General features: G+C 65.7%; 16 protein-coding genes. 2 read left to right on the top strand and 14 right to left on the bottom strand.

The genetic code is table 11. The features are described 5' to 3' along the window. Positions 1-22: 22 nt before the first annotated feature. From dusA to ACW9UR_RS14335, 6 genes are all read right to left on the bottom strand, one after another. Positions 23-1,033: a tRNA dihydrouridine(20/20a) synthase DusA gene (dusA, locus tag ACW9UR_RS14310; protein ID WP_458917677.1), complete on the bottom strand. Its 1,011-nt coding sequence runs from the start codon at positions 1,031-1,033 to the stop codon at positions 23-25. Positions 1,034-1,701: 668 nt separating this feature from the next. Continuing rightward, the gene (locus ACW9UR_RS14315) at positions 1,702-3,159 is read right to left on the bottom strand and encodes a carnitine 3-dehydrogenase (RefSeq protein ID WP_458917678.1); all 1,458 of its coding nucleotides are present in this window, start codon (positions 3,157-3,159) and stop codon (positions 1,702-1,704) included. Continuing rightward, positions 3,156-4,073, bottom strand: coding sequence for a beta-keto acid cleavage family enzyme (locus ACW9UR_RS14320; RefSeq protein WP_458917680.1), 918 nt, complete (start codon positions 4,071-4,073; stop codon positions 3,156-3,158). The genes ACW9UR_RS14315 and ACW9UR_RS14320 overlap by 4 nt, the downstream gene beginning before the upstream one ends. Before the next feature lie 3 nt (positions 4,074-4,076). Next, entirely contained in the window at positions 4,077-4,862 is a 786-nt protein-coding gene (locus ACW9UR_RS14325; protein ID WP_458917681.1) for a carnitinyl-CoA dehydratase, read from the bottom strand. Then, positions 4,859-6,907: an acetate--CoA ligase family protein gene (locus ACW9UR_RS14330; protein ID WP_458917682.1), complete on the bottom strand. Its 2,049-nt coding sequence runs from the start codon at positions 6,905-6,907 to the stop codon at positions 4,859-4,861. The genes ACW9UR_RS14325 and ACW9UR_RS14330 overlap by 4 nt, the downstream gene beginning before the upstream one ends. Beyond that, entirely contained in the window at positions 6,907-8,067 is a 1,161-nt protein-coding gene (locus ACW9UR_RS14335) for an acyl-CoA dehydrogenase family protein (RefSeq protein WP_458917684.1), read from the bottom strand. The genes ACW9UR_RS14330 and ACW9UR_RS14335 overlap by 1 nt, the downstream gene beginning before the upstream one ends. Before the next feature lie 91 nt (positions 8,068-8,158). Between ACW9UR_RS14335 and ACW9UR_RS14340 the strand changes: the two genes are divergently transcribed. Beyond that, positions 8,159-9,097, top strand: a complete 939-nt coding sequence (locus ACW9UR_RS14340) for a GlxA family transcriptional regulator (protein ID WP_458917685.1) — start codon at positions 8,159-8,161, stop codon at positions 9,095-9,097. Between the two features lie 266 nt (positions 9,098-9,363). Here ACW9UR_RS14340 and ACW9UR_RS14345 read toward each other — a convergent pair whose 3' ends face one another. From ACW9UR_RS14345 to rpiA, 7 genes are all read right to left on the bottom strand, one after another. Beyond that, positions 9,364-10,182 carry a GNAT family N-acetyltransferase gene (locus ACW9UR_RS14345; protein WP_458917686.1) on the bottom strand — a complete coding sequence of 273 codons (819 nt, stop codon included), beginning with the start codon at positions 10,180-10,182 and terminating at the stop codon, positions 9,364-9,366. Positions 10,183-10,402: 220 nt separating this feature from the next. Continuing rightward, on the bottom strand, positions 10,403-11,806 hold the full coding sequence (locus tag ACW9UR_RS14350; RefSeq protein WP_458917798.1) for a Do family serine endopeptidase: 1,404 nt from the start codon (positions 11,804-11,806) through the stop codon (positions 10,403-10,405). A gap of 201 nt (positions 11,807-12,007) precedes the next feature. Beyond that, positions 12,008-12,199 (bottom strand): DUF2065 domain-containing protein, encoded by a 192-nt coding sequence (locus tag ACW9UR_RS14355; RefSeq protein ID WP_458917687.1) that lies wholly within the window; start codon positions 12,197-12,199, stop codon positions 12,008-12,010. Next, positions 12,196-13,350 carry a protease modulator HflC gene (gene hflC, locus ACW9UR_RS14360; RefSeq protein ID WP_458917688.1) on the bottom strand — a complete coding sequence of 385 codons (1,155 nt, stop codon included), beginning with the start codon at positions 13,348-13,350 and terminating at the stop codon, positions 12,196-12,198. The genes ACW9UR_RS14355 and hflC overlap by 4 nt, the downstream gene beginning before the upstream one ends. Continuing rightward, a complete protein-coding gene (gene hflK / locus ACW9UR_RS14365; RefSeq protein ID WP_458917689.1) occupies positions 13,347-14,540 on the bottom strand; it encodes an FtsH protease activity modulator HflK in 1,194 nt (397 codons plus the stop codon). The genes hflC and hflK overlap by 4 nt, the downstream gene beginning before the upstream one ends. A 138-nt stretch (positions 14,541-14,678) precedes the next feature. Further along, positions 14,679-16,034 (bottom strand): glutathione-disulfide reductase, encoded by a 1,356-nt coding sequence (gene gor, locus ACW9UR_RS14370; RefSeq protein ID WP_458917690.1) that lies wholly within the window; start codon positions 16,032-16,034, stop codon positions 14,679-14,681. Between the two features lie 36 nt (positions 16,035-16,070). Then, positions 16,071-16,868: a ribose-5-phosphate isomerase RpiA gene (gene rpiA / locus ACW9UR_RS14375; RefSeq protein ID WP_458917691.1), complete on the bottom strand. Its 798-nt coding sequence runs from the start codon at positions 16,866-16,868 to the stop codon at positions 16,071-16,073. A gap of 101 nt (positions 16,869-16,969) precedes the next feature. Here rpiA and ACW9UR_RS14380 point away from each other — a divergent pair, with 101 nt between their 5' ends. Further along, positions 16,970-18,358, top strand: a complete 1,389-nt coding sequence (locus tag ACW9UR_RS14380; RefSeq protein ID WP_458917692.1) for an L-serine ammonia-lyase — start codon at positions 16,970-16,972, stop codon at positions 18,356-18,358. On the opposite strand, the gene ACW9UR_RS14385 is transcribed toward ACW9UR_RS14380, so the two are convergent. Continuing rightward, complete coding sequence (locus ACW9UR_RS14385) at positions 18,339-19,013, bottom strand: thiamine diphosphokinase (RefSeq protein ID WP_458917693.1); 675 nt, start codon at positions 19,011-19,013, stop codon at positions 18,339-18,341. The genes ACW9UR_RS14380 and ACW9UR_RS14385 overlap by 20 nt on opposite strands. Between the last annotated feature and the right edge of the window lie 115 nt (positions 19,014-19,128).

A 19,128-nucleotide genomic window follows, 5' to 3' on the forward strand; every position in this document is an offset into this window, starting at 1 on the left:
GCCCAGGGCGAGGCGTCCGGCGTCAGGCCGCGGCCTCCAGCACTGGCTCGAGCGCGGCGAGGACCAGCTCGGGACCTGCGCCCGGCTTGTGCGCACCCTCCGACAGCATTCGCCGCCAGCGCCGCGCCCCGGGACGGCCGGCGAATGCGCCCAGCATATGCCGCGTGATCCGCGCCAACGGCGTCCCGGCTGTGCATTCGGCTTCGATGTAGGGCAGCATCGCCCGGACGGCATCCTCGGCACTCACGTCAGGTGTTTCTGTCCCGAACACCAACCGATCCACCGCACCAAGGATATCCGCCGGCTGATGATAGGCCGCGCGTCCGATCATCACCCCGTCGAACCCCGCGTCCAGCTGCGCGCAAGCCTCGTCCAGCGAGGTGATCCCGCCGTTCAGCCCGATCCAGAGCTCCGGAAACGCATCTTTCATTCGCCGCACGAGCGGGTAGTCCAGCGGCGGGATCTCGCGGTTCTCTTTCGGGTTCAGCCCCTGCAGCCAGGCCTTGCGCGCATGCACCGTCACCCGCCGCACGCCTGCGTCCGCCACGGCGCGCAGCAGCGCTGGCAGCGCCACCTCCGGGTCCTGCTCGTCGACTCCGATCCGGCACTTCACGGTGATCTCGGCCCCATTCGAGGCCTCGAACATCGCGCCCACGATACGGCCGACAAGCTCCGGCTCGCGCATCAGAACGGCACCAAAGCACCCCGACTTCACCCGGTCCGAGGGGCAGCCGACGTTCAGGTTGATCTCTTCGAAACCGAAAGGATTGGCGATCCGCACCGCCTCGGCCAGTTCGGCCGGGTCAGAGCCGCCGAGTTGCAGCGCCAGCGGATGCTCGACCGGATCATGTCCCAGCAGATAGTCGGCCCCACCCCTCACCAGAGCAGCCCCGGTGACCATTTCGGTATAAAGAAGCGCATGCGACGAGAACTGCCGATGAAACACCCGACAATAGCGATCGGTCCAATCCATCATGGGAGCGACGGACAAGCGTGCGGCTGCGCAAGAATGCAATCTTCTTTCATTAGTCATGGGTAGACCGTCAGCTGCTCACTTCGAAAACACGCCATTCCAGCGATCGTGCCGCGTTCCGCGGTGTTTCGCGAGCCGCGTTGCTACGCCGTCGCTGGTCGCCAAGCAAGTCTTTTGCAGATTTGGGAGCCCGCGCAGCTCCGTATGCGCAACCCGCTTCCCGGATTTCGACACCGATTCTACCTTCTGATCGCGATCGTTCAATGGCCTCCCATCCATGTCCGCAAGCCTCATCAAACTTCAGGGTACCGATGTAGTCGGCCGGCCCGTCGCTACCCGGATAATAGAGCCGCATATTGCCAATGCCTCCAATGAGCGCCCGCCGAAGGACAACTCCGCAGCGCGGTCCAACGTTCGCCATAGACGCCAAGATGCCACCGAACATTTGCCTGTCCGCGACTGGAGCCGGTGCTCAATTCCTCCATCCGGCGCAGGCTGCGCAAACTTTTGATGCGCGGAGCTATCATCTCCCCTAGCGGGGCATGCGATTACGGCAGTCGGGAACCGCCCAATTTGAAGCCACCACTTGCTCAGCCGTGACGCCGATAGCCTGCTCATTCGTGGATCACTTCAGCTTCTTTGTCCGCCCGCACCATTTCGAGAGAGATCCGGGCAGATATTAGTCAAAGTCGAGCATGCAAATAGGAGAGAAGAGCCACTCCAGCGCGTCAAGCCAACCCGTCCGCGGGCCGCCGGTGAGGCGCCTGTCCCACATGGCGCCCCGCGCCGTCCGGCGGGGGCATGTCGGCATGGGCGCTCGCGAACTCCGCAAGACGCGCTGCAACCTCGGGCGCAGGCGCGCTGCTGCGGCGTGTGGTCAGATCGGTGTGCAGCAGCAGGGTTTCGACAGTGGCCGCCAAGGCTCCGTCGCCGCGCTCGATGCGATGGAACAAGTGCATCCTCTTGCCCTGTCCATCGAGTACCTGGGTCTTCACTTCAAGCCGTTCGCCCGCTCTCACCTCGTCGAGGTAGCGCACATGACTCTCGACCGTGAAATAGCTGCGCCCGGAGGCGACATAGGCCTCATCCGCGCCGATCATCTCCATGAATCGGTCGGTCGCCAGAGACCCGATCTCCAGGTAGTGGGTCTCGTTCATGTGGCCGTTGTAGTCGGTCCAACAGGTCGGCACCTGCCGCGAAACCGTCACCGGCAGCGCGCCGCCCTCGGGATGGGGAAGCGTCGCCTCGTGCGCCTTCAGCACCCCGCCAGCGCCGCTGCCCGACTTGCGCAACGCCCGCATCATGCCGACAAGGTTATCGTCCCGCAGCCGCTCCAGCTGGCGGATCGAAAGATGCCCCGACTGCGCGTCCGACTGGTCCGCGATCAGATCGACCAGCGCGTCATTGAATTCCGGGACGTCCACAAGCCTGGTCCACGGCCAGCTCAGGCAGGGGCCGAACTGCGCCATGAAATGCTTCATGCCCGCCTCGCCGCCAGCGATCCGGTAGGTTTCGAACAGGCCCATCTGCGCCCAGCGCAGGCCGAACGCCATGCGGATCGCCTCGTCGATCTCCTCGGTCGTCGCGACACCGTCATTGACCAGCCAGAGAGACTCCCGCCACACGGCTTCGAGCAGCCGATCGGCGATGTGCGCGTCGATCTCCTTGCGCAGGACAAGGGGGAACATGCCGATCTCGCGCAGGATGTCGGCGGCGAGGGCGCAGTGGGCGGCTTCGCCTACCAGCTCGACCAGCGGCAGCAGGTAGACCGGGTTGAACGGGTGCGCCACGATCACGCGGGCACCCTGCGCGCAGAGATCCGAGGGTTTGAACCCGGACGTGGACGAGCCGATCACCGCCTCTGCCGGTGCCAGCCGGGTCAAGTCCGCGTGGATGGCGTGCTTGAGCTCCAGCCGTTCCGGGACGCTCTCCTGGACCCAATCGGCCCCCGCGACCGCCTGCGCCAAGTCTACATGATAGGTTAGCTGTCCTTCATCCGGCAGCGCCTTGTCATAGAGCCCCGGCAGGGCGCGGCGGGCATTGGTCAGCACCTCGCCGATCTTGCGCTTGGCCTCGGGGTCGGGGTCGAACACCGCGACGTCCCAGCCGTTCAACAGGAACCGTGCGGCCCAGCCGCCGCCGATCACGCCGCCGCCGACGATGGCCGCCTTGCGCCCCGCGCTCATGCCCGCACCGGCGCGCGCTTGGTCAGGCCGAGCGTTTCCCGCACCTCGGCCGGGCCCATGACCTTCGCGCCCAAGTTCTCGACGATGGTGACCGCGCGCTCGACCAATTGCGCGTTCGTGGCCAGCACGCCCTTGTCGAGATAGAGGTTGTCCTCCAGCCCCACGCGGACATTGCCGCCTGCAAGCACTGCCGCGGCAGCATACGGCATCTGGTTCTGCCCCAGCGAGAAGGCCGACCAGGTCCAATCGCTCGGGATCGCGTTCACCATCGCCATCAGCGTGTTCAGGTCATTGGGCGCACCCCAGGGCACGCCCATGCAGAGCTGCACGAGGGCCTGCGGGGCCAGCGTCCCTTCCCTCACGAGTTCCTTGGCGAACCACAGGTGCCCGGTATCGAACGCCTCGATCTCGGGCTTCACGCCCAGCTCCGTAATCATCCCGCCCATCGCCCGCAACATGCCCGGGGTGTTGGTCATGACATAGTCGGCTTCCGCGAAGTTCATCGTCCCGCAATCGAGCGTGCAGATCTCGGGCAGGCAGTCGCGGATATGCGCCATGCGCTCCGTCGCGCCGATCATGTCGGTGGCCGCGGCGTTCACCGGCAGCGGCGCTTCGGCCGAGCCGAACACCATGTCGCCGCCCATGCCTGCGGTCAGGTTCAGCACGACGTCGACCTCCGCGTCGCGAATACGCTCGGTCACCTCGCGGTAAAGCTCCAGCCGGCGGGACGGCGCACCGGTTTCGGGGTCGCGCACATGGCAATGCACGATGGCAGCGCCCGCCTTGGCAGCGTCGATGGCGCTTTCGGCGATCTGTCGCGGCGAGCGCGGCACATACGGGGAGCGGTCCTGTGTCCCACCAGAGCCGGTCACGGCGCAGGTGATGAACACGTTTCGGTTCATTGTCAGCGGCATGGATTACTTCCCCTTCCAAACAGGGTCGCGTTTCTCGGCAAAGGCACGGGCACCCTCCAACTGGTCTTCCGAGCGATAGAGCGCCTCCACCGTCGCGAACTGGCTTTTTGTGATGCGGTTCATGGCGTCCTGGAACTTCATGTCCTCGGCTTCGCGCACGATCTCCTTTATGGCCGCCTGGACGAGCGGCGGGCCTGACGCGAGCAGGTCGGCCAGTTTGCGAGCTTCCTCCATCAGGGCGGCGGCTGGATAGACGTGGTTGACGAGGCCCCAGCGCGCGGCTTCCTCGGCGTCGATCCAGCGGCCCGTCAGCAGCATTTCCATCGCGATATGGTAAGGGATCCGCTTGGGCAGCTTGATGCTGGCGGCATCGGCCACGGTGCCGGAGCGGATTTCGGGCAAGGCGAAGGTGGCGTGGTCCGCCGCGAGGATGATGTCTGCCGAGAGCGCCAGTTCCAGCCCGCCGCCGCAACAGATCCCGTTCACCGCCGCGATCACCGGCTTGTTCAGGCCGCGCAGTTCCTGAAGCCCGCCGAATCCGCCCTTGCCGTAGTCCCCGTCGACTGCGTCACCCTCAGCGGCGGCCTTGAGGTCCCAGCCCGGGCAGAAGAACTTTTCGCCCGCCGCGGTCACTAAGGCCACGCGAAGCTCGGGATCATCGCGGAACTCGGTAAACAGGTCGCCCATGATCCGGCTTGTGGCAAGGTCGATGGCATTCGCCTTGGGCCGGTCGAGCGTGACTTCCAGAACCGGGCCCCGGCGCTCGGTCCTGACGGGCGTGTGTGTCATGTCGGGTCTCCGATCCGTATCAGCGCGTCCGCCGCGATTGCCCCGTCAGGACAGCACATCAGCGGATTTATTTCGACTTCCTGCGGCAAGGCCGATGCCACGTAGCCTTGCAGCGACATCACGGTATCGAGGACCGCTTCGACATGCGCAGCCGGTTGTCCTCGAAAACCGTTGAGCAGACGCGCGATCCGGAGCCGAAACAAGGCCGCCCGCACATCCTCGCGCCCGGCGGGCACGAGGAGCGAAACACTGTCCTCCAGCAGTTCCGTCAGAGTCCCACCTGCCGCAAGCGTCAGCACGTAGCCGTGAGCGGGGTCCGCAACGATGCCGATCAGCAACTCGGCCACGCTATCGGTGATCATCTCCTCGATCAGGAAGCTGCCGGTCGGCATCCCCTGCGCGGCCTCCCTGACCGTTTCAGAACTTCCCAGGTTCAGCGCGACGGCGCCCGAGTCGGTCTTGTGCGAGAACCCCTCGCCCTTCAGCACTACAGGAAAGCCAATACACGCTGCGGCTTCGGCGGCCGCTTTGGCGCCGTCCGCGCGGGCCGATCGCGGCGCGCGCACTCCTGCGGCGGAAAGGGCGCGCTTTGCCTCCGCTTCAGTCAATATCCGGCATGCGCCGATACCGGGTGGCAGGAGCAGTGGCTCTGCCGCCAGCCGGTCGCGGCCCAGCCACGCGGCGATTTCCATCGCCCGGATCGCTTCCTCCATCCCCATGAATGGAACGACGCCGCACTTTGTCAGCCGCTTTGCAACCGCCTCCGGCAAGCACTCCTTCAACGTCGTCAGAATGGCCATGGGCCGTCCAGTGTCAGCTTTCGCGCGCACCACAGCGGCGAAGACAGGCTCCCACGCCGCTGTATCGCAGCGGTCAGCGCGAGGGAGGTCCAGCACCACGCACCCCATCGCCAGATCGCCGCACATCATGGCGCTGAAAGCGCGGGTTAGCGCATCCTCTTCTCCCCAGATGTGGGTGTGATAATCCAGCGGATTGGCCAGCGCGACGCTCGAGCCGAGCACGTTTCGCAAAGCGCTCACCTGTTCCGGCTCGAGGTCCGGAAACACGAGCCCATGTCCGTGAGCGGTGTCCGCGACCAGGCAGGCCTCCCCTCCCGAACAGGACATCGAGGCGATCCGGTCTGAGTTCAGCGGACCGGCAACGTGAAGCAGTTTCAAGGTTTCCAGCAACACTGGCAGGGACGAAGCCTGCCCGATGCCAAGCCGTTCCAGAAGCGCCCGCGCCCCGGCATAGCTGCCAGAAAGCGATGCGGTGTGCGAGATCGTGGCCGCCCGCGCCCGCTCCGACTTGCCCACTCTCAGGGCCACGATGGGCTTCCCCAACGCCCGCGCCTCTGCGGCCATCGCTTCGAAAGCGCGCAGATCGTCGATGCCTTCGACATGCAGACCAAGCGCCGTAACCCGGGGATCCCGCAGGAGCGCACAGGAAATCTGCGGGATCCCGGTCTGCGCCTGGTTGCCGACGGTGACCATGTAGGCCACCGGCAGGCCCCGGTCCTGCATGGTCAGGTTGAGCGCGATGTTGGAGGATTGGGTGACGATCGCAACACCGCTCTCGACCCGCTCGCCGCCATGTTGGTCCGGCCAGAGCGCTACGCCGTCGAGATAGTTCAGAAAGCCATAGCAGTTGGGCCCCAGAATCGTCATTCCGCCCGCAGCCTCCAGCAAAGCCTGCTGCTTCAACGCGCCATCGGCGGTCTCGGCTTGCGCTTCGCGAAAGCCCGATGCAAAGCAGACCGCCCCGCCCGCCCCCTGCCGCGCAAGAACGCGCACCGCCTCGATCGTAAGATCGCGGTTGATGCCGATGAACGCCGCGTCCGGCGCGAAGGGCAGTTGCTCGATGTCGCGAAAGACAGGTACGCCGCCCACGCTGTCCCGCGTGGGGTGCACTGGCCAGATCTCTCCTGCGAACCCGATCTTCCGGCACTGCTCAATGACATTCGCGCACCACGTCCCGCCCCCGATCACGGCAACCGACCGCGGCCGCAGGAGCCGTTCGATGCCGGCTCTGGCAGGGCCCGGCATCATGCCCCCAGCGGCCGCAGCAGGTCACGGCTGATGATGTGCCGCTGAATTTCCGAGGTGCCGTCCCAGATCCGTTCGACCCGCGCATCGCGCCAGAACCGTTCAATCGGGAAATCGTCCATCAGCCCCATGCCACCAAAGATCTGCAGGCTTGCATCGGTCACCCGCGCCAGCATCTCGGACGCGTAGAGCTTCGCGCTCGCGATCTCGCGGTTGGACGGCAATCCCTGGTCAAGCCGCCAGGCGGCGGACAGGGTCAACCAGTCCGCGGCATCGATCTCGGTGATCATGTCGGCGATCGGGAAGCTCACGCCCTGGAACCTGCCGATTGGTTGGCCGAACTGCTTGCGCTCGGCAGCATAGCTCAAGGCGAGATCGAAACAGCGCCGCGCCCGGCCAACGCAGAGTGCCGCCACCGTCAGACGTGTGGCATAGAGCCATTCGTTCATGACGTCGAAACCGCCATCGACTTCACCCAGGACCTGGGCATCCGACAGGCGGCAATTGTCGAAATCGAGGATGTAGTTCCCGTATCCCCGGTGACTGACCGAAGTGTAGCCTTCCCTGACCTCGAAGCCCGGCGAGCCACGGTCGACAAGAAAGGTCGTGATCCGCTTCTTCGGCCCCTTGGGCGTCTCGTCCACGCCGGTGGCGACGAAGACGATGAAGAAATCGGCGTGCCCGGCCCCCGAGATGAAATGCTTGGACCCGTTCACGACCCAGTCGCCACCGTCGCGCTCCGCGGAGCACTTCATCCCCCGGACGTCGGAGCCCGCGTCCGGTTCGGTCATGGCAAGCGCATCCATCTTCTCGCCCCGGACCGCGGGCAGAAGGTAGCTTTCGCGCTGCTCGGCATTGCAGGCCATGAGGATATTCTGCGGACGGCCGAAAAAATGCGTCAGCGCCATGGAGCCGCGGCCGAGTTCGCGCTCCACCAGCGTGAAGTCGAGATGAGTCAGCCCCGCGCCTCCGACCTCTTCGGGAAAGTTGCAGGCATAAAAGCCAAGCTCGATGCATTTGCGCCTGATCTCGTCGCCCAGCTCACGCGGCACAGAGCCCGTCCGCTCGACCTCTGCCTCGTGCGGGAAGATCTCCTTCTCAACGAAGCTGCGAACGGTAGAGACGATCATCTCCTGCTCGTCGGTCAGACCAAACTGCATGCCAGTCCCCTCTGCGATGCGCTGAGAAAGCATGGCTCGCTTGACCGATGCGATGATGCCGAATTAGACAAAAAACATGCGAAATTGGACAATGCCTGCCATTGCAACTCAGGATATCGCGGTCCTGCTGCTGCCGCGGTTCTCCAATCACTGCCTCGCGAACGCGGTGGAGCCACTGCGCGCAACCAACGGGCTGTTGATGCGGGAGGCTTACCGCTGGCGGTTCGTCACGCTGGACGGCGCGCCCGTCGTCTCGTCCAGTGGCCTGCCCGTGATCCCGAGCAGCCGCCTGCGGGATCATCCTGGCGGCGACATGCTGTTCGTGATCTCCAGCTTCGACGTCCGGGATTTCGCGACTTCCACCACCGCACGCGCACTGAGCGCGGCAGCGCGGCGCTTCAAGACCCTGGCGGGCATGGACACTGGCGCCTGGCTCATGGCCGAGGCGGGACTGCTGGATCGCCTGCCGGCGACGATCCACTGGGACGAGTTGACCGCCTTTTCCGAAGCCTATCCTTCGGTCGAGGCGGTGCCGGAACGATACGTCATCGACGGAAACATGATGACCTGTGGAGGCGCCATGACCGCCTTCGATCTGCTTCTGGAACTGATCGGACGCACGCACGGCGCGGCCACCGCATTGGAAGTGTCCGCCTACTTCCTGCACCAGTCGACCGACGCGCCGAAAGACCGCCTCTACAGGCACAGGGTATCGCCCCTCGTCGAGGGCTGCCTTGCATTAATGTCGTCAACGCTGGAGGCCCCGCTCACGATCGGCGAACTTGCCACGCGCGCCCGGACGACGCAGCGCGCATTGGCCCGCGCGTTCCAGTCCGACCTCGGGGCACCGCCGAAGACAGTCTACAAACGCCTGAGACTGGCCGCCGCGCGACGCTACGCGCAGCATTCGAACTACCCGGTCACCGAGATCGCCATCAGGTGCGGCTACAAGAACGCCGCGGCAATGACGCGCGCGTTCGTCGAACAGTACGGAAAGCCTCCGAGCGGGTTTCGGGCTGGCATCCGGTAGGCCGGTCACGAATGCGTGCAATCGGAGAGCCCCAACATTCTTGGGATCAAGGCTGTCGTCGCTTTAAGCTGCTTACATGTCTAAGGCCCTCGCCGAGGCACTGATACCCTTTTCAGGAGCAATGCCTGCCATAGCGAAAGTCCATCACCGTCACTCAGTTCGACAGTCTTGAACACAGGAGATCGTCCTGGCAGCTCCTGCACAGATTCCTTGCTTAGGGAAATCCACGCTTCCTCCAAAGCCGGCCAAGGCTCGGCGGCTGCCATTCACTGCCTTGCCACCCGCGACCAGTCATCGCGTGACATGCGGTAGCTCGCCCAGGCGGGGTTGGAAAACCCGAGCTTCAAATCCTCCACGACTCGCGCGCAAACCTTCGGTCTGTCTGCCAACGAAGCAGGCAGCTGGGCGATGATGCGCGTTGCGGCGACGTCCAGCCCCAGCAATTCCTCTGCCGCAAGTTGACCGACCCTGATCGAAACCTCGCGAAGCGTTTCTGCGAAACCGTCTTCCGTCAGTTTCGATGCACGCCACAGGTCGAACTCGAGGACCTCGGTCATGCGCACTTCGCCGAAAGTACTTCTGAGCGTGTGACGTTCTGCTGGCACGAATCCCAAGCGACGTTGGACCGCCTCGCTCGCCGGGTTCAGCAGCGGCCAGACGCGGGTGTAGATCGCTTCAACATCAGATGTCTCGAAAACCCGTCCGCACAACAGAGCCGAAGAGTCGCCCGAGACGCCCCTGCCCCAGTATTCCCTGGCGACGGCGACGAAGGTCGCTACGGAGTTCGGGGGCAGTCCCGGCGCGACGAAAACACCGCGTATCCCGACGAACGCGTTGTCCCCAGCCTCGTCGCGGATCGTCCACATGCCGATATGGTCCGGATTGCCCGAGTTGCGTTTGCCATCGACCGCGAGAGTGTCGATCCAAGCATCAGCGGCCGCGAATGCGCGCTCCTCAGATGACACATTGTGGACGAGGGTTCTTGCAACAACCACGTCACCGAAGATGTGCTGCGCGATGTCCATGCGGTCGGCGACCGTGCTGGGCTGCATGCGAAACCCGGAACGACGGAGAATGGCATCCATCTGCGTGCCCTCCCGGAAAGCCGACTCCAGACTGCCGCATGTTCCGACAGGTCGCCGGGCGGCGGTGACAGCAACGAACGAGGCCCCTTCCCAGGCTCGGGGCGGACCAGCACCTGACCGTCGATAGACGCCAAGTCGTGTGGCTGGTCTCTTATGGATCCGGCGGGGGCTTGCCTCTGAAGCCCCCGCCGTGCTTGTCCCGGACCCGCCTCGACGGCTGCTACGGGGTCAGTGCCACGAAACGCGGCTGGCCATCGCGGCGGACCAAAAGAAGCACCGACTTTCGGCCGGCCTCGCGGGCGGCCTCGAAGCGTTCGATCACGTCCTCCGGGGTCTGAACCGGCTGCTGACCGATCTCGGCGATGACATCGCCACGACGCAGGCCCTTCTCGTAGGCCTCGCTGTCCTCGTCCACCTCGATCACGGCGACGCCGCGCACGTCCTCGGACAGGCCCAACTCGTCGCGGAGCGTGTTGTCGATGCCCATCAGGGTCAGGCCCAGCACTTCCTGGGACTGCGGCACCTCGTCCTCTTCGGGCAGATCGCCCGAGGACAGCAGGCCCTCGGCCTCTTCGCGGCGGCCCAGGGTGACGCGCAGCGTCTTGGTCTCGCCATCGCGGAACACCAGCACGCGGACCGTGGTGCCGACGTCGGCTTCGCCGACCATGCGGACCAGTTCGCGGGTGTCGGCGACCTTCTCGCCGTCAAAAGACAGGATCACGTCGCCCGCCTTGATGCCCGCATCGGCCGCCGGACCGTCGGGCACGTCGGTGACCAGCGCGCCGCTGGTGTCCTCGAGCTCCAGCGCTTCGGCCACGTCGTCGGTGACGTTCTGAATGCTCACGCCCAGCCACCCGCGCCGGGTCTCGCCGAACTCCTTCAGCTGATCGACCACGCGCGTGACCACCGCCGAGGACATCGAGAAACCGATCCCGATCGAGCCGCCGTTGGGCGACAGGATCGCGGTGTTAACCCCGATCACCTTGCCATCCATGTTGAACAGCGGACCGCCGGAGTTGCCCTGGTTGATAGCGGCGTCGGTCTGGATGAAGTCGTCATAGGCGCCCTGCAGCGAGCGGTTCCGGGCCGAGATGATGCCAGCCGAGACCGAGAAGCCCTGCCCCAGCGGGTTGCCGATCGCCAGCACCCAGTCGCCAACGCGCGCCACGTCGCTGTCGCCGAATTCGACATAAGGCAGCGGCTTGTCCGACTCGACCTTGAGCAGGGCGATATCGGTGCGCGGATCGGTGCCGACGATCTCGGCCGGAAGCTCCAACCCGTCGTCAAAGAACTCGACCAGGATCTCGTCGGCCGACTCGATGACGTGGTTGTTCGTCACGATGTAGCCGTCGGGCGAGATCACGAACCCCGAGCCCAGCGCCGAGCCTCGGCGCTCCCGGCGCTCGGGTCCGTCACGGTCCAGAAAGTCGCGGAACAGATCCTCGAGCGGCGAGCCTTCGGGCACCAACGGCGCCGGACCGTCGCTGCCCGCGACAACTGTGGTCGTGGTGATGTTGACCACCGAAGGGCTCAGTCTTTCTGCAAGATCCGCAAAGCTGTCCGGAGCGCGCGCCTCGACGCGGGCGACCTGCAGCGCGAATAGCAGGATCGCGGTCAGAAGCATGATCGCCGCCGCGCGCACCCCCTGTTCGGCCGTCACGGTACGCGTAGCTGTCAGAACCCGGGTCAACCGTCATCTCCTCCTGTCGGGTGATCGATGCAGAGTCTTTCGGAAAGCCTCTGTCTCCATATTGAGAGCGCTCCGGGCGGAGGTCAACAAAACCCCTGTGTCACTTGTCTCACCGCAGCGTGATAATCCGGGCGCTCAGCCGTTCGCGATCCAGACCAGCGCGACGCCGAGCGCGATGACACCGAGGCCGAGACTGCGGCGGGCGTCGACCGGAATGCTGCGCAGAAGGTCAAGAATGTCGTCCATACGCGAAGGGGCCAGTGCAAGCACCAGCCCCTCGATTACGGCCGCAAGGCCGAGCCCTGTCAGAAGGTCCGCGAAGGTCAATTCGCGGGCTCCTCCTCGGTTTCGGAAGCGGCGTCAGCCTCTGTCTCCGCTTCAGTTTCCTCCGCCGGCGCGGTCTCGACCTCGGGCGTCGGAGTTTCGGCTGCCGGCGGCATCGACTCGTCCGCGGGCTCGATCACCTCGGGCTCCAGCGCGCCCTCGGGCAGCACCACCTCGGGATCGTCCGACGGTGCGGCAGAACGCTCCTCACCCTCCGGGATCGGATCGAACTCCTCGCCCCCGGCAGCGTCGCTGGGCGGCGAGGCGGGCTGCGGCGCCTGCGCCAGATTGCCGCTGTCGGATTTCAGATACTCGAAGAACTCGCTGTCCGGCGTGATCACCATCGTCGAGTTGTCCGAACTCAACGCACGCTCATAGGCGCTGAGCGAGCGGTAGAACGAGAAGAACTCGGGGTCGCGTCCGAAGGCGTCGGCATAGATCGCGTTCCGGTCCGCATCCGCCTCACCGCGGATGATCTCGCTGTCGCGCTGCGCTTCCGAGACCAGTTCGACCGCGGTACGGTCGGCAAGCGCCCGGATCCGCTGCGCGGCTTCCTGACCGCGGGCGCGTTCGTCCGCCGCCTCACGCTCACGTTCCGCGGTCATCCGCTCGAACGTGGCCTGAAGGTTCTCCCGCGGTAGGTCGGCGCGCTTGATCCGCACGTCAACGATGCTGACGCCCAGGGCCTGCGCCTCGGTCGCTGCCGCATCGCGGATACGGGCCATCAGCGACACGCGGTCCTCGGACAGGATCTGGTTCGAGTTCACCGAACCCAGCACCTCGCGCAGGTTGGTCTCGAGGATCCGGTTCAGCCGGCTTTCCGCCTGGAAGATGCCACCGGTGCCGACCGCCTGGCGGAACCGCACCACGTCGGCGATCCGCCACCGGGCGAACGCGTCCACGACCAGACGGCGATCGTCCAGCGGGGTGACTTCCAGTTCCTCGGTATCCAGCGACTGGATCCGGTCGTCGTAGCGCACGACTTCCTGTATGAACGGCACCTTGAACGCGAGGCCCGGCTCTTCCTTTACATCGCGGATCTGGCCGAACTGGAGCACCAGCGCCTTCTCGCGTTCGTCGACGATGAAGATCGACGACAGCAGCAGCACCAGCGCAATGACGATGGTGACGATCAGGATGATCGAACGGCTCATTGTGCGGTCTCCTGCGTGGTGGTGCGGCGGTTCAGCTCATTGAGCGGCAGGTAGGGTACGACCCCCGAGCCCCCTCCCTCGGAGCCGGCGACGCTTTCGTCGATGACGATCTTGTCGACGCCGCCCAGAACGCGCTCCAGCGTTTCGAGGTAGAGACGCTTGCGCGTCACCTCGCTGGCCTTGGCGTATTCGTCATAGACGGCGACGAAGCGGCTGGCTTCACCGCGCGCTTCGTTGACGACGCGGGCGCGATAGGCTTCGGCCTGCTCCAGAACCTCGGCGGCCTCGCCTCGGGCGGCGGCCAGACGCTGGTTCGCATAGGCGTCGGCGCGGTTGCGGAAGGTGGTCCGCTCCTGTTCGGCGGCCTGAACGTCACGGAAGGCCTCGATCACCTCGGCGGGCGGATCGACGGTTTCCAGCGTCAGACGGACGACGTTGATCCCCGACTCGTAGCTGTCGAGCGTCTCCTGGATCAGTCCCTGCACTTCCCGCGCAACGACACCACGATCCTCGTTCAGGACCGGGCCCAGTTCCGAGCGGCCGATCACCTCGCGCATGGCCGACGAGGCCACCGCCTGGATCGTCGTCTCGGGATCGGCAAGGTTGAACAGGTAGGCAGCCGGATCCGAGATGTTCCAGACGACCTGGAAGTCGATATCGACGATGTTCTCGTCCCCGGTCAGCATCAGACCCTCGTCCGTGCTGCCGCGGCCGCCAACGCCGACGTCCTCGGTGTTTTCGCGGGTCACCGCCAGTTTTTCGTAGGTGATGAACGGCCAGGGCGCGAAGTTCAGGCCCGGCTCGCCGATCGACGAGAATTCGCCGAGGAACAGCTCCACGGATTTCTCTTCAGGGCGCACGGTATAGAACGACATGAACAGCCAGAGCCCGACCAGCACAAGGCCGATGATGGCAAAGCCGCCACGGCCGATATTCGGCGCCTCGGGGCGTCCACCGCCCCCGCCGCTACCGGTCGCGCCGCGACCCCCCATCAGGACGCGCAGCTGCTCCTGGCCCTTGCGGACGATCTGGTCGATGTCCGGGCCCTGGCCCGGAGGCCGATTACCGCCCCCGCCCTGACCGCCGCCCGAGCCGCGATTGCCGTCGTCACCGCCCCAGGGGCCGCGTCCGCCGCCCTTGTTGCCGCCGCCCCCGCCCCAGGGGCCGCCGGAATTGTTCGATCCTGGCATATGCCGATCTATCCTCTCTGCAACACTTTGATCGCATTCCCGTTACCACGTGTGGGCCCGGGTGCGAAATTCAAGTTGCGGCCCGATGTGCGCGGCGCGCCTTTTGACGCGCCCCGCGGGCCGGTTCGTATCCGGGGGTCAGCCCGGAAGCGCCTCGCGCATCGTCACCAGCTCTTCTGCGGCGGTGGGATGCACGGCCATGGTACGGTCGAAATCCTCCTTGGTGGCGCCCATCTTCACGGCGATGCCAACCATCTGGATCATCTCGCCCGCCGCCGGACCGACGATATGCACGCCCAGCACCCGGCGCGAGTCCTTGTCGACCACCAGCTTCATCAGCATTCGCTGGTCGCGGTCCGCGAAAGCGTGGAACATCGGACGGAAGGCAGTGCGATAGACCTCAATATCGTAGAGCTCACGCGCCTCTTCCTGCGTCAGGCCGACGGTGCCGATCTCGGGCTGGGTGAAGACGGCGGTGGGGATGTTCGTGTGATCCACCGGCGTCGGCACGCCCTTGAAGACGGTATCCGAGAAGGCCATCCCCTCGTGAATCGCAACGGGCGTCAGGTTCACCCGGTCTGTCACATCGCCGATCGCGTAGATCGAAGGCACGGCGGTTTGCGAATACTCGTCCACGCAGATCTCGCCGCCACGGCCCAGTTCGACGCCCAGATCCTCCAGCCCCAGCCCCTTGCTGTTGGGCCGCCGGCCAGTGGCATAGAGCACCACGTCATACTCGGTCAGACTGTTGTCCGAGCATTTCACCATGAGGCCGGTGTCGGTCTTCTCGATCGAGACCAGATCGCGCCCGCAGTGCAGGTCGATGCCCTTCTTGCGCATCTCCTCGGCGATATGGCCGCGCACCTCGTCGTCGAAGCCGCGCAGGATCTGCGCGCCGCGATAGAACTGCGTCACCGCAGTGCCGAGACCGTTCATGATCCCCGCGAATTCACAGGCGATATAGCCTCCCCCGACGATCAGCATCCGCTTCGGCTGCTCTTCCAGGTGGAAGATCTCGTTAGAGCTGATCGCGTGCTCGATCCCCGGCACATCCGGCAGGAAGGGTGTGCCGCCGGTGGCGATCAGGATGTGCCCGGCGGTGATCGTCTCGCCGGTCGACAGCTCGACCGTGTGCGGGTCCTTCAAGACGCCGCGCGCCCGGTGGATCGTCACGTCCGCAGCTTCAAGGTTGCGCTGGTAGACGCTTTCAAGCCGATCGATCTCGGCGTCCTTCTTCTTGATGAAGAACGGCCAGTCGAAATCGCTGCGCTCGAAGCTCCAGCCGAAGCCGGTGGCGTCTTCCACCGATTCCGAGAAGGCCGAGGCGAAAACCATCAGCTTCTTCGGCACGCAGCCCCTGATCACGCAGGTGCCGCCGTAGCGGTATTCCTCGCACAGCCCGACGCGGGCGCCGGCCTTGGCCGCCCAGCGCGATGCGCGCACCCCGCCCGAGCCGCCACCGATGACGAAGAGGTCGTAGTCGAATTCTGCCAAGAGAGGTCTCCTGTCGCGGCGAGCGCCCTGTACGGGTCAGCCCTGATGTGTCTCGATATATGCGAGCATTTCCCGCAGACGGTCGTCCGAGGGCGGGTCCAGCGGCGCCGGGGCCCCGTCAGCCACCTGCACCTTCACCTCGCCCGAGGCCATGCCGAAGATCGCGGTGTCGGCGATGTCGACGAACAGCCCGGTCTCGACCACGCCCGGCACCGCCAGCAGGCGCTGGCCCAGGCTGTCGACGTCGTCGATGTATTCCAGGTGCAGGTCCAGGATGAAATGCTGCTCGTCGGTCAGGAAGGCCTCGCCGTCCTTCTGGCGCACAGTGATCGTGGTGCCGTCGAGATCCGTCGACGACAACACGTCCTCGATCAGCTTGCGCGTCGCGGTCCAGCCGAAGCGGACGACCTCGACCGGCAGCGGGAACGCGCCCAGGGTCTCGACCCGCTTGCTGTCGTCGGCAATCACGACCATCCGCTCGGATGCCGCCGCGACGATCTTCTCGCGCAGCAGCGAGCCGCCGCCGCCCTTGATCAGCGACAGCATCGGGTCCACCTCGTCCGCGCCGTCGATGGTCAGGTCCAGCCAGCCGATCTCCTCGAGCGTGCCGGTCTGCAGACCCATCTTCTTCGCCAGCGCCTCGGTCCGTTCCGAGGTCGAGACCGCCTTCACGCGCAGCCCCTCGATATGACGGCGGGCGCCCAGCAGCAGGACCAGCCACTCGGCGGTGCTGCCGGTCCCAAGACCGATCCGCATGTCGTCCTCGACATACTCCATGGCATGATAGGCGGCGGTGAGCTTGGCCCGCGCAGGCGGGTCGAGGCGATCGAGCATCCCTTTGGCATCCCGTGAAAAACAGGTTATGGGCGGCTTATAGGCGGTTTGACCGGCGGGTTCAAAAGCCAAAGCGACGCAATTTCAAAGAGGTCACGGCGATGTTCCTCAGCGTGTTCGACATCTTCAAGATCGGCGTCGGCCCGTCGAGCTCTCACACCATGGGCCCGATGGTGGCGGCGGCGCGCTTCCTCGACCTGCTGCGCAGCGGGCGCGAGGCGATTCCCGGCGCCGGGGCACCCGCCGCGGTCCGCTGCACCCTGCACGGCTCGCTGGCGTTCACCGGCAAGGGTCACGCGACCGACCGCGCTGTCGTCCTGGGCCTTGCAGGCTTCGCCCCCGACGCATTCGACGCCGACCGCGCGGCCGAGACCGAGGCGAACCTGGCCAAGGACAAGACGCTGCGCCCCGAGGGCCTGTCCGAACTCGCCTTCGATCCCGAGACGGACGTCGTCTTCGACTATGGCCCGGCGCTCGAGGGCCACGCCAACGGGCTGGTGCTGGAGGCGTTCGACGCCCGCGGCGACCTGCACCTGCGCGAGACCTATTATTCCGTCGGCGGCGGCTTTGTCCTGACCGAGCGGGAACTCGCCCGGCGTGACGACGACGAAGGCCCGGTCCACGTCCCCTTCCCCTTCGCCAATGCCGCGCAAATGCTGCGCATGGCGCGTGAAAGCGGCATGAGCATTGCCGAAATGAAGCGGGTCAACGAACGCGGGCACGGCACCCGTGATCTCGACGCCGGGCTGGCACGGATATGGGCCGTCATGGACGACTGCATCGAGCGCGGCCTCACCGAGGACGGTATACTGCCCGGCGGGCTGAACCTGCGCCGCCGCGCCCGCCGCATCCACGAAGCGCTTCAGGCCGAGCATGGCCAGAACCTTGCCGCGCCGCACACGGTCAACGACTGGATCTCGGTCTACGCGATGGCCGTGAACGAGGTGAACGCCGCCGGCGGTCAGGTCGTCACCGCACCGACCAACGGCGCGGCGGGCGTGGTGCCCGCGGTGCTGAAATACTACCTCGATCACGTCCCCGGCGCTTCGCGCGAGAAGATCCCCGAGTTCCTGCTGACCGCCGCCGCCGTGGGCGGGCTGATCAAGACCAACGCCTCGATCTCGGGGGCCGAAGTCGGCTGCCAGGGCGAGGTCGGCTCGGCCTCGGCGATGGCCGCCGCCGGGCTTGCGGCGGTGCTCGGTGGTACGCCCGAGCAGGTCGAGAACGCCGCCGAGATCGCGCTGGAGCATCACCTCGGCATGACCTGCGATCCGATCCGCGGCCTCGTTCAAGCCCCGTGCATCGAGCGCAACGGCCTTGGCGCGATCAAGGCGGTATCGGCGGCCTCGTTGTCGCTGCGCGGCGACGGGATGCACCTGGTCTCGCTCGACGCCTGCATCGAGACAATGCGCCAGACCGGGCGCGACATGAGCGAAAAATACAAGGAAACCTCGCTGGGCGGGCTCGCGGTCAACGTTCCGGAGTGCTGAGGGCAGCCGCAACCTGATCCAGCGCGTCCAGCGGCAGGATCCCCAGCATCCCCGGCCCGTCGAAAGCGGCGCTGACCGGCGTACCCTTCGCCCGGTTCGAGGTTCCGACCTTCACCCCAGGCGCAAGGCGCAGCCCCGTCACCGGCCACTCCAGCCCCTGCGACGCGGTCCCCGTCACCGGCTGCATCGGGAACAGCGACACGGTCGTGCCCTCGGCCAGGTCCAGCGCCAGCCCGTTGCGCCAGTGGAAGACAATGTCCTCCTCTCCCAGCAGGACCACCGGGCGATCACGATAGGCCACCAGCGCACTCAGCGCGGCCAGCGCGTGGTCCACCCGTCCGCCCAGGAACCCGCACCCCAGGATCAGCGGCGCGCGCACCGAGTAGAGGCATTTCTCGAAATCCGTGGTCTCCTGCTCACTTAACGGAAACATCTTAATGTCGGAATTCCGCCAAGTTTCACCATTAGGCAACGAATCCATGTCACCGATGACCGCCACCGGGTGATGACCGCAGGCCAGCGCATGGGCGATCCCCCCGTCGGCCGCGACCAGCACCGGGGCCAGGGCCAACGCGCGAGACAGCACGGGCCGGGCGGCGGCGGAACCGCCGACAAGAGTGATGTTGTCCGGAGTGTCGAGCAGGATTTCAGGCATCCGGGTTGGTGTAGTCGCAAGAGGGTTCAGTTTCCAGCAAGCAGTGCCTAAGGTCGGGCGAAGATAGGCGGACACCAGCCGGGAACAGGCCCCGGTCCCGTGGCTCCGCACGAGT

This window comes from Halovulum sp. GXIMD14794, assembly GCF_054457455.1.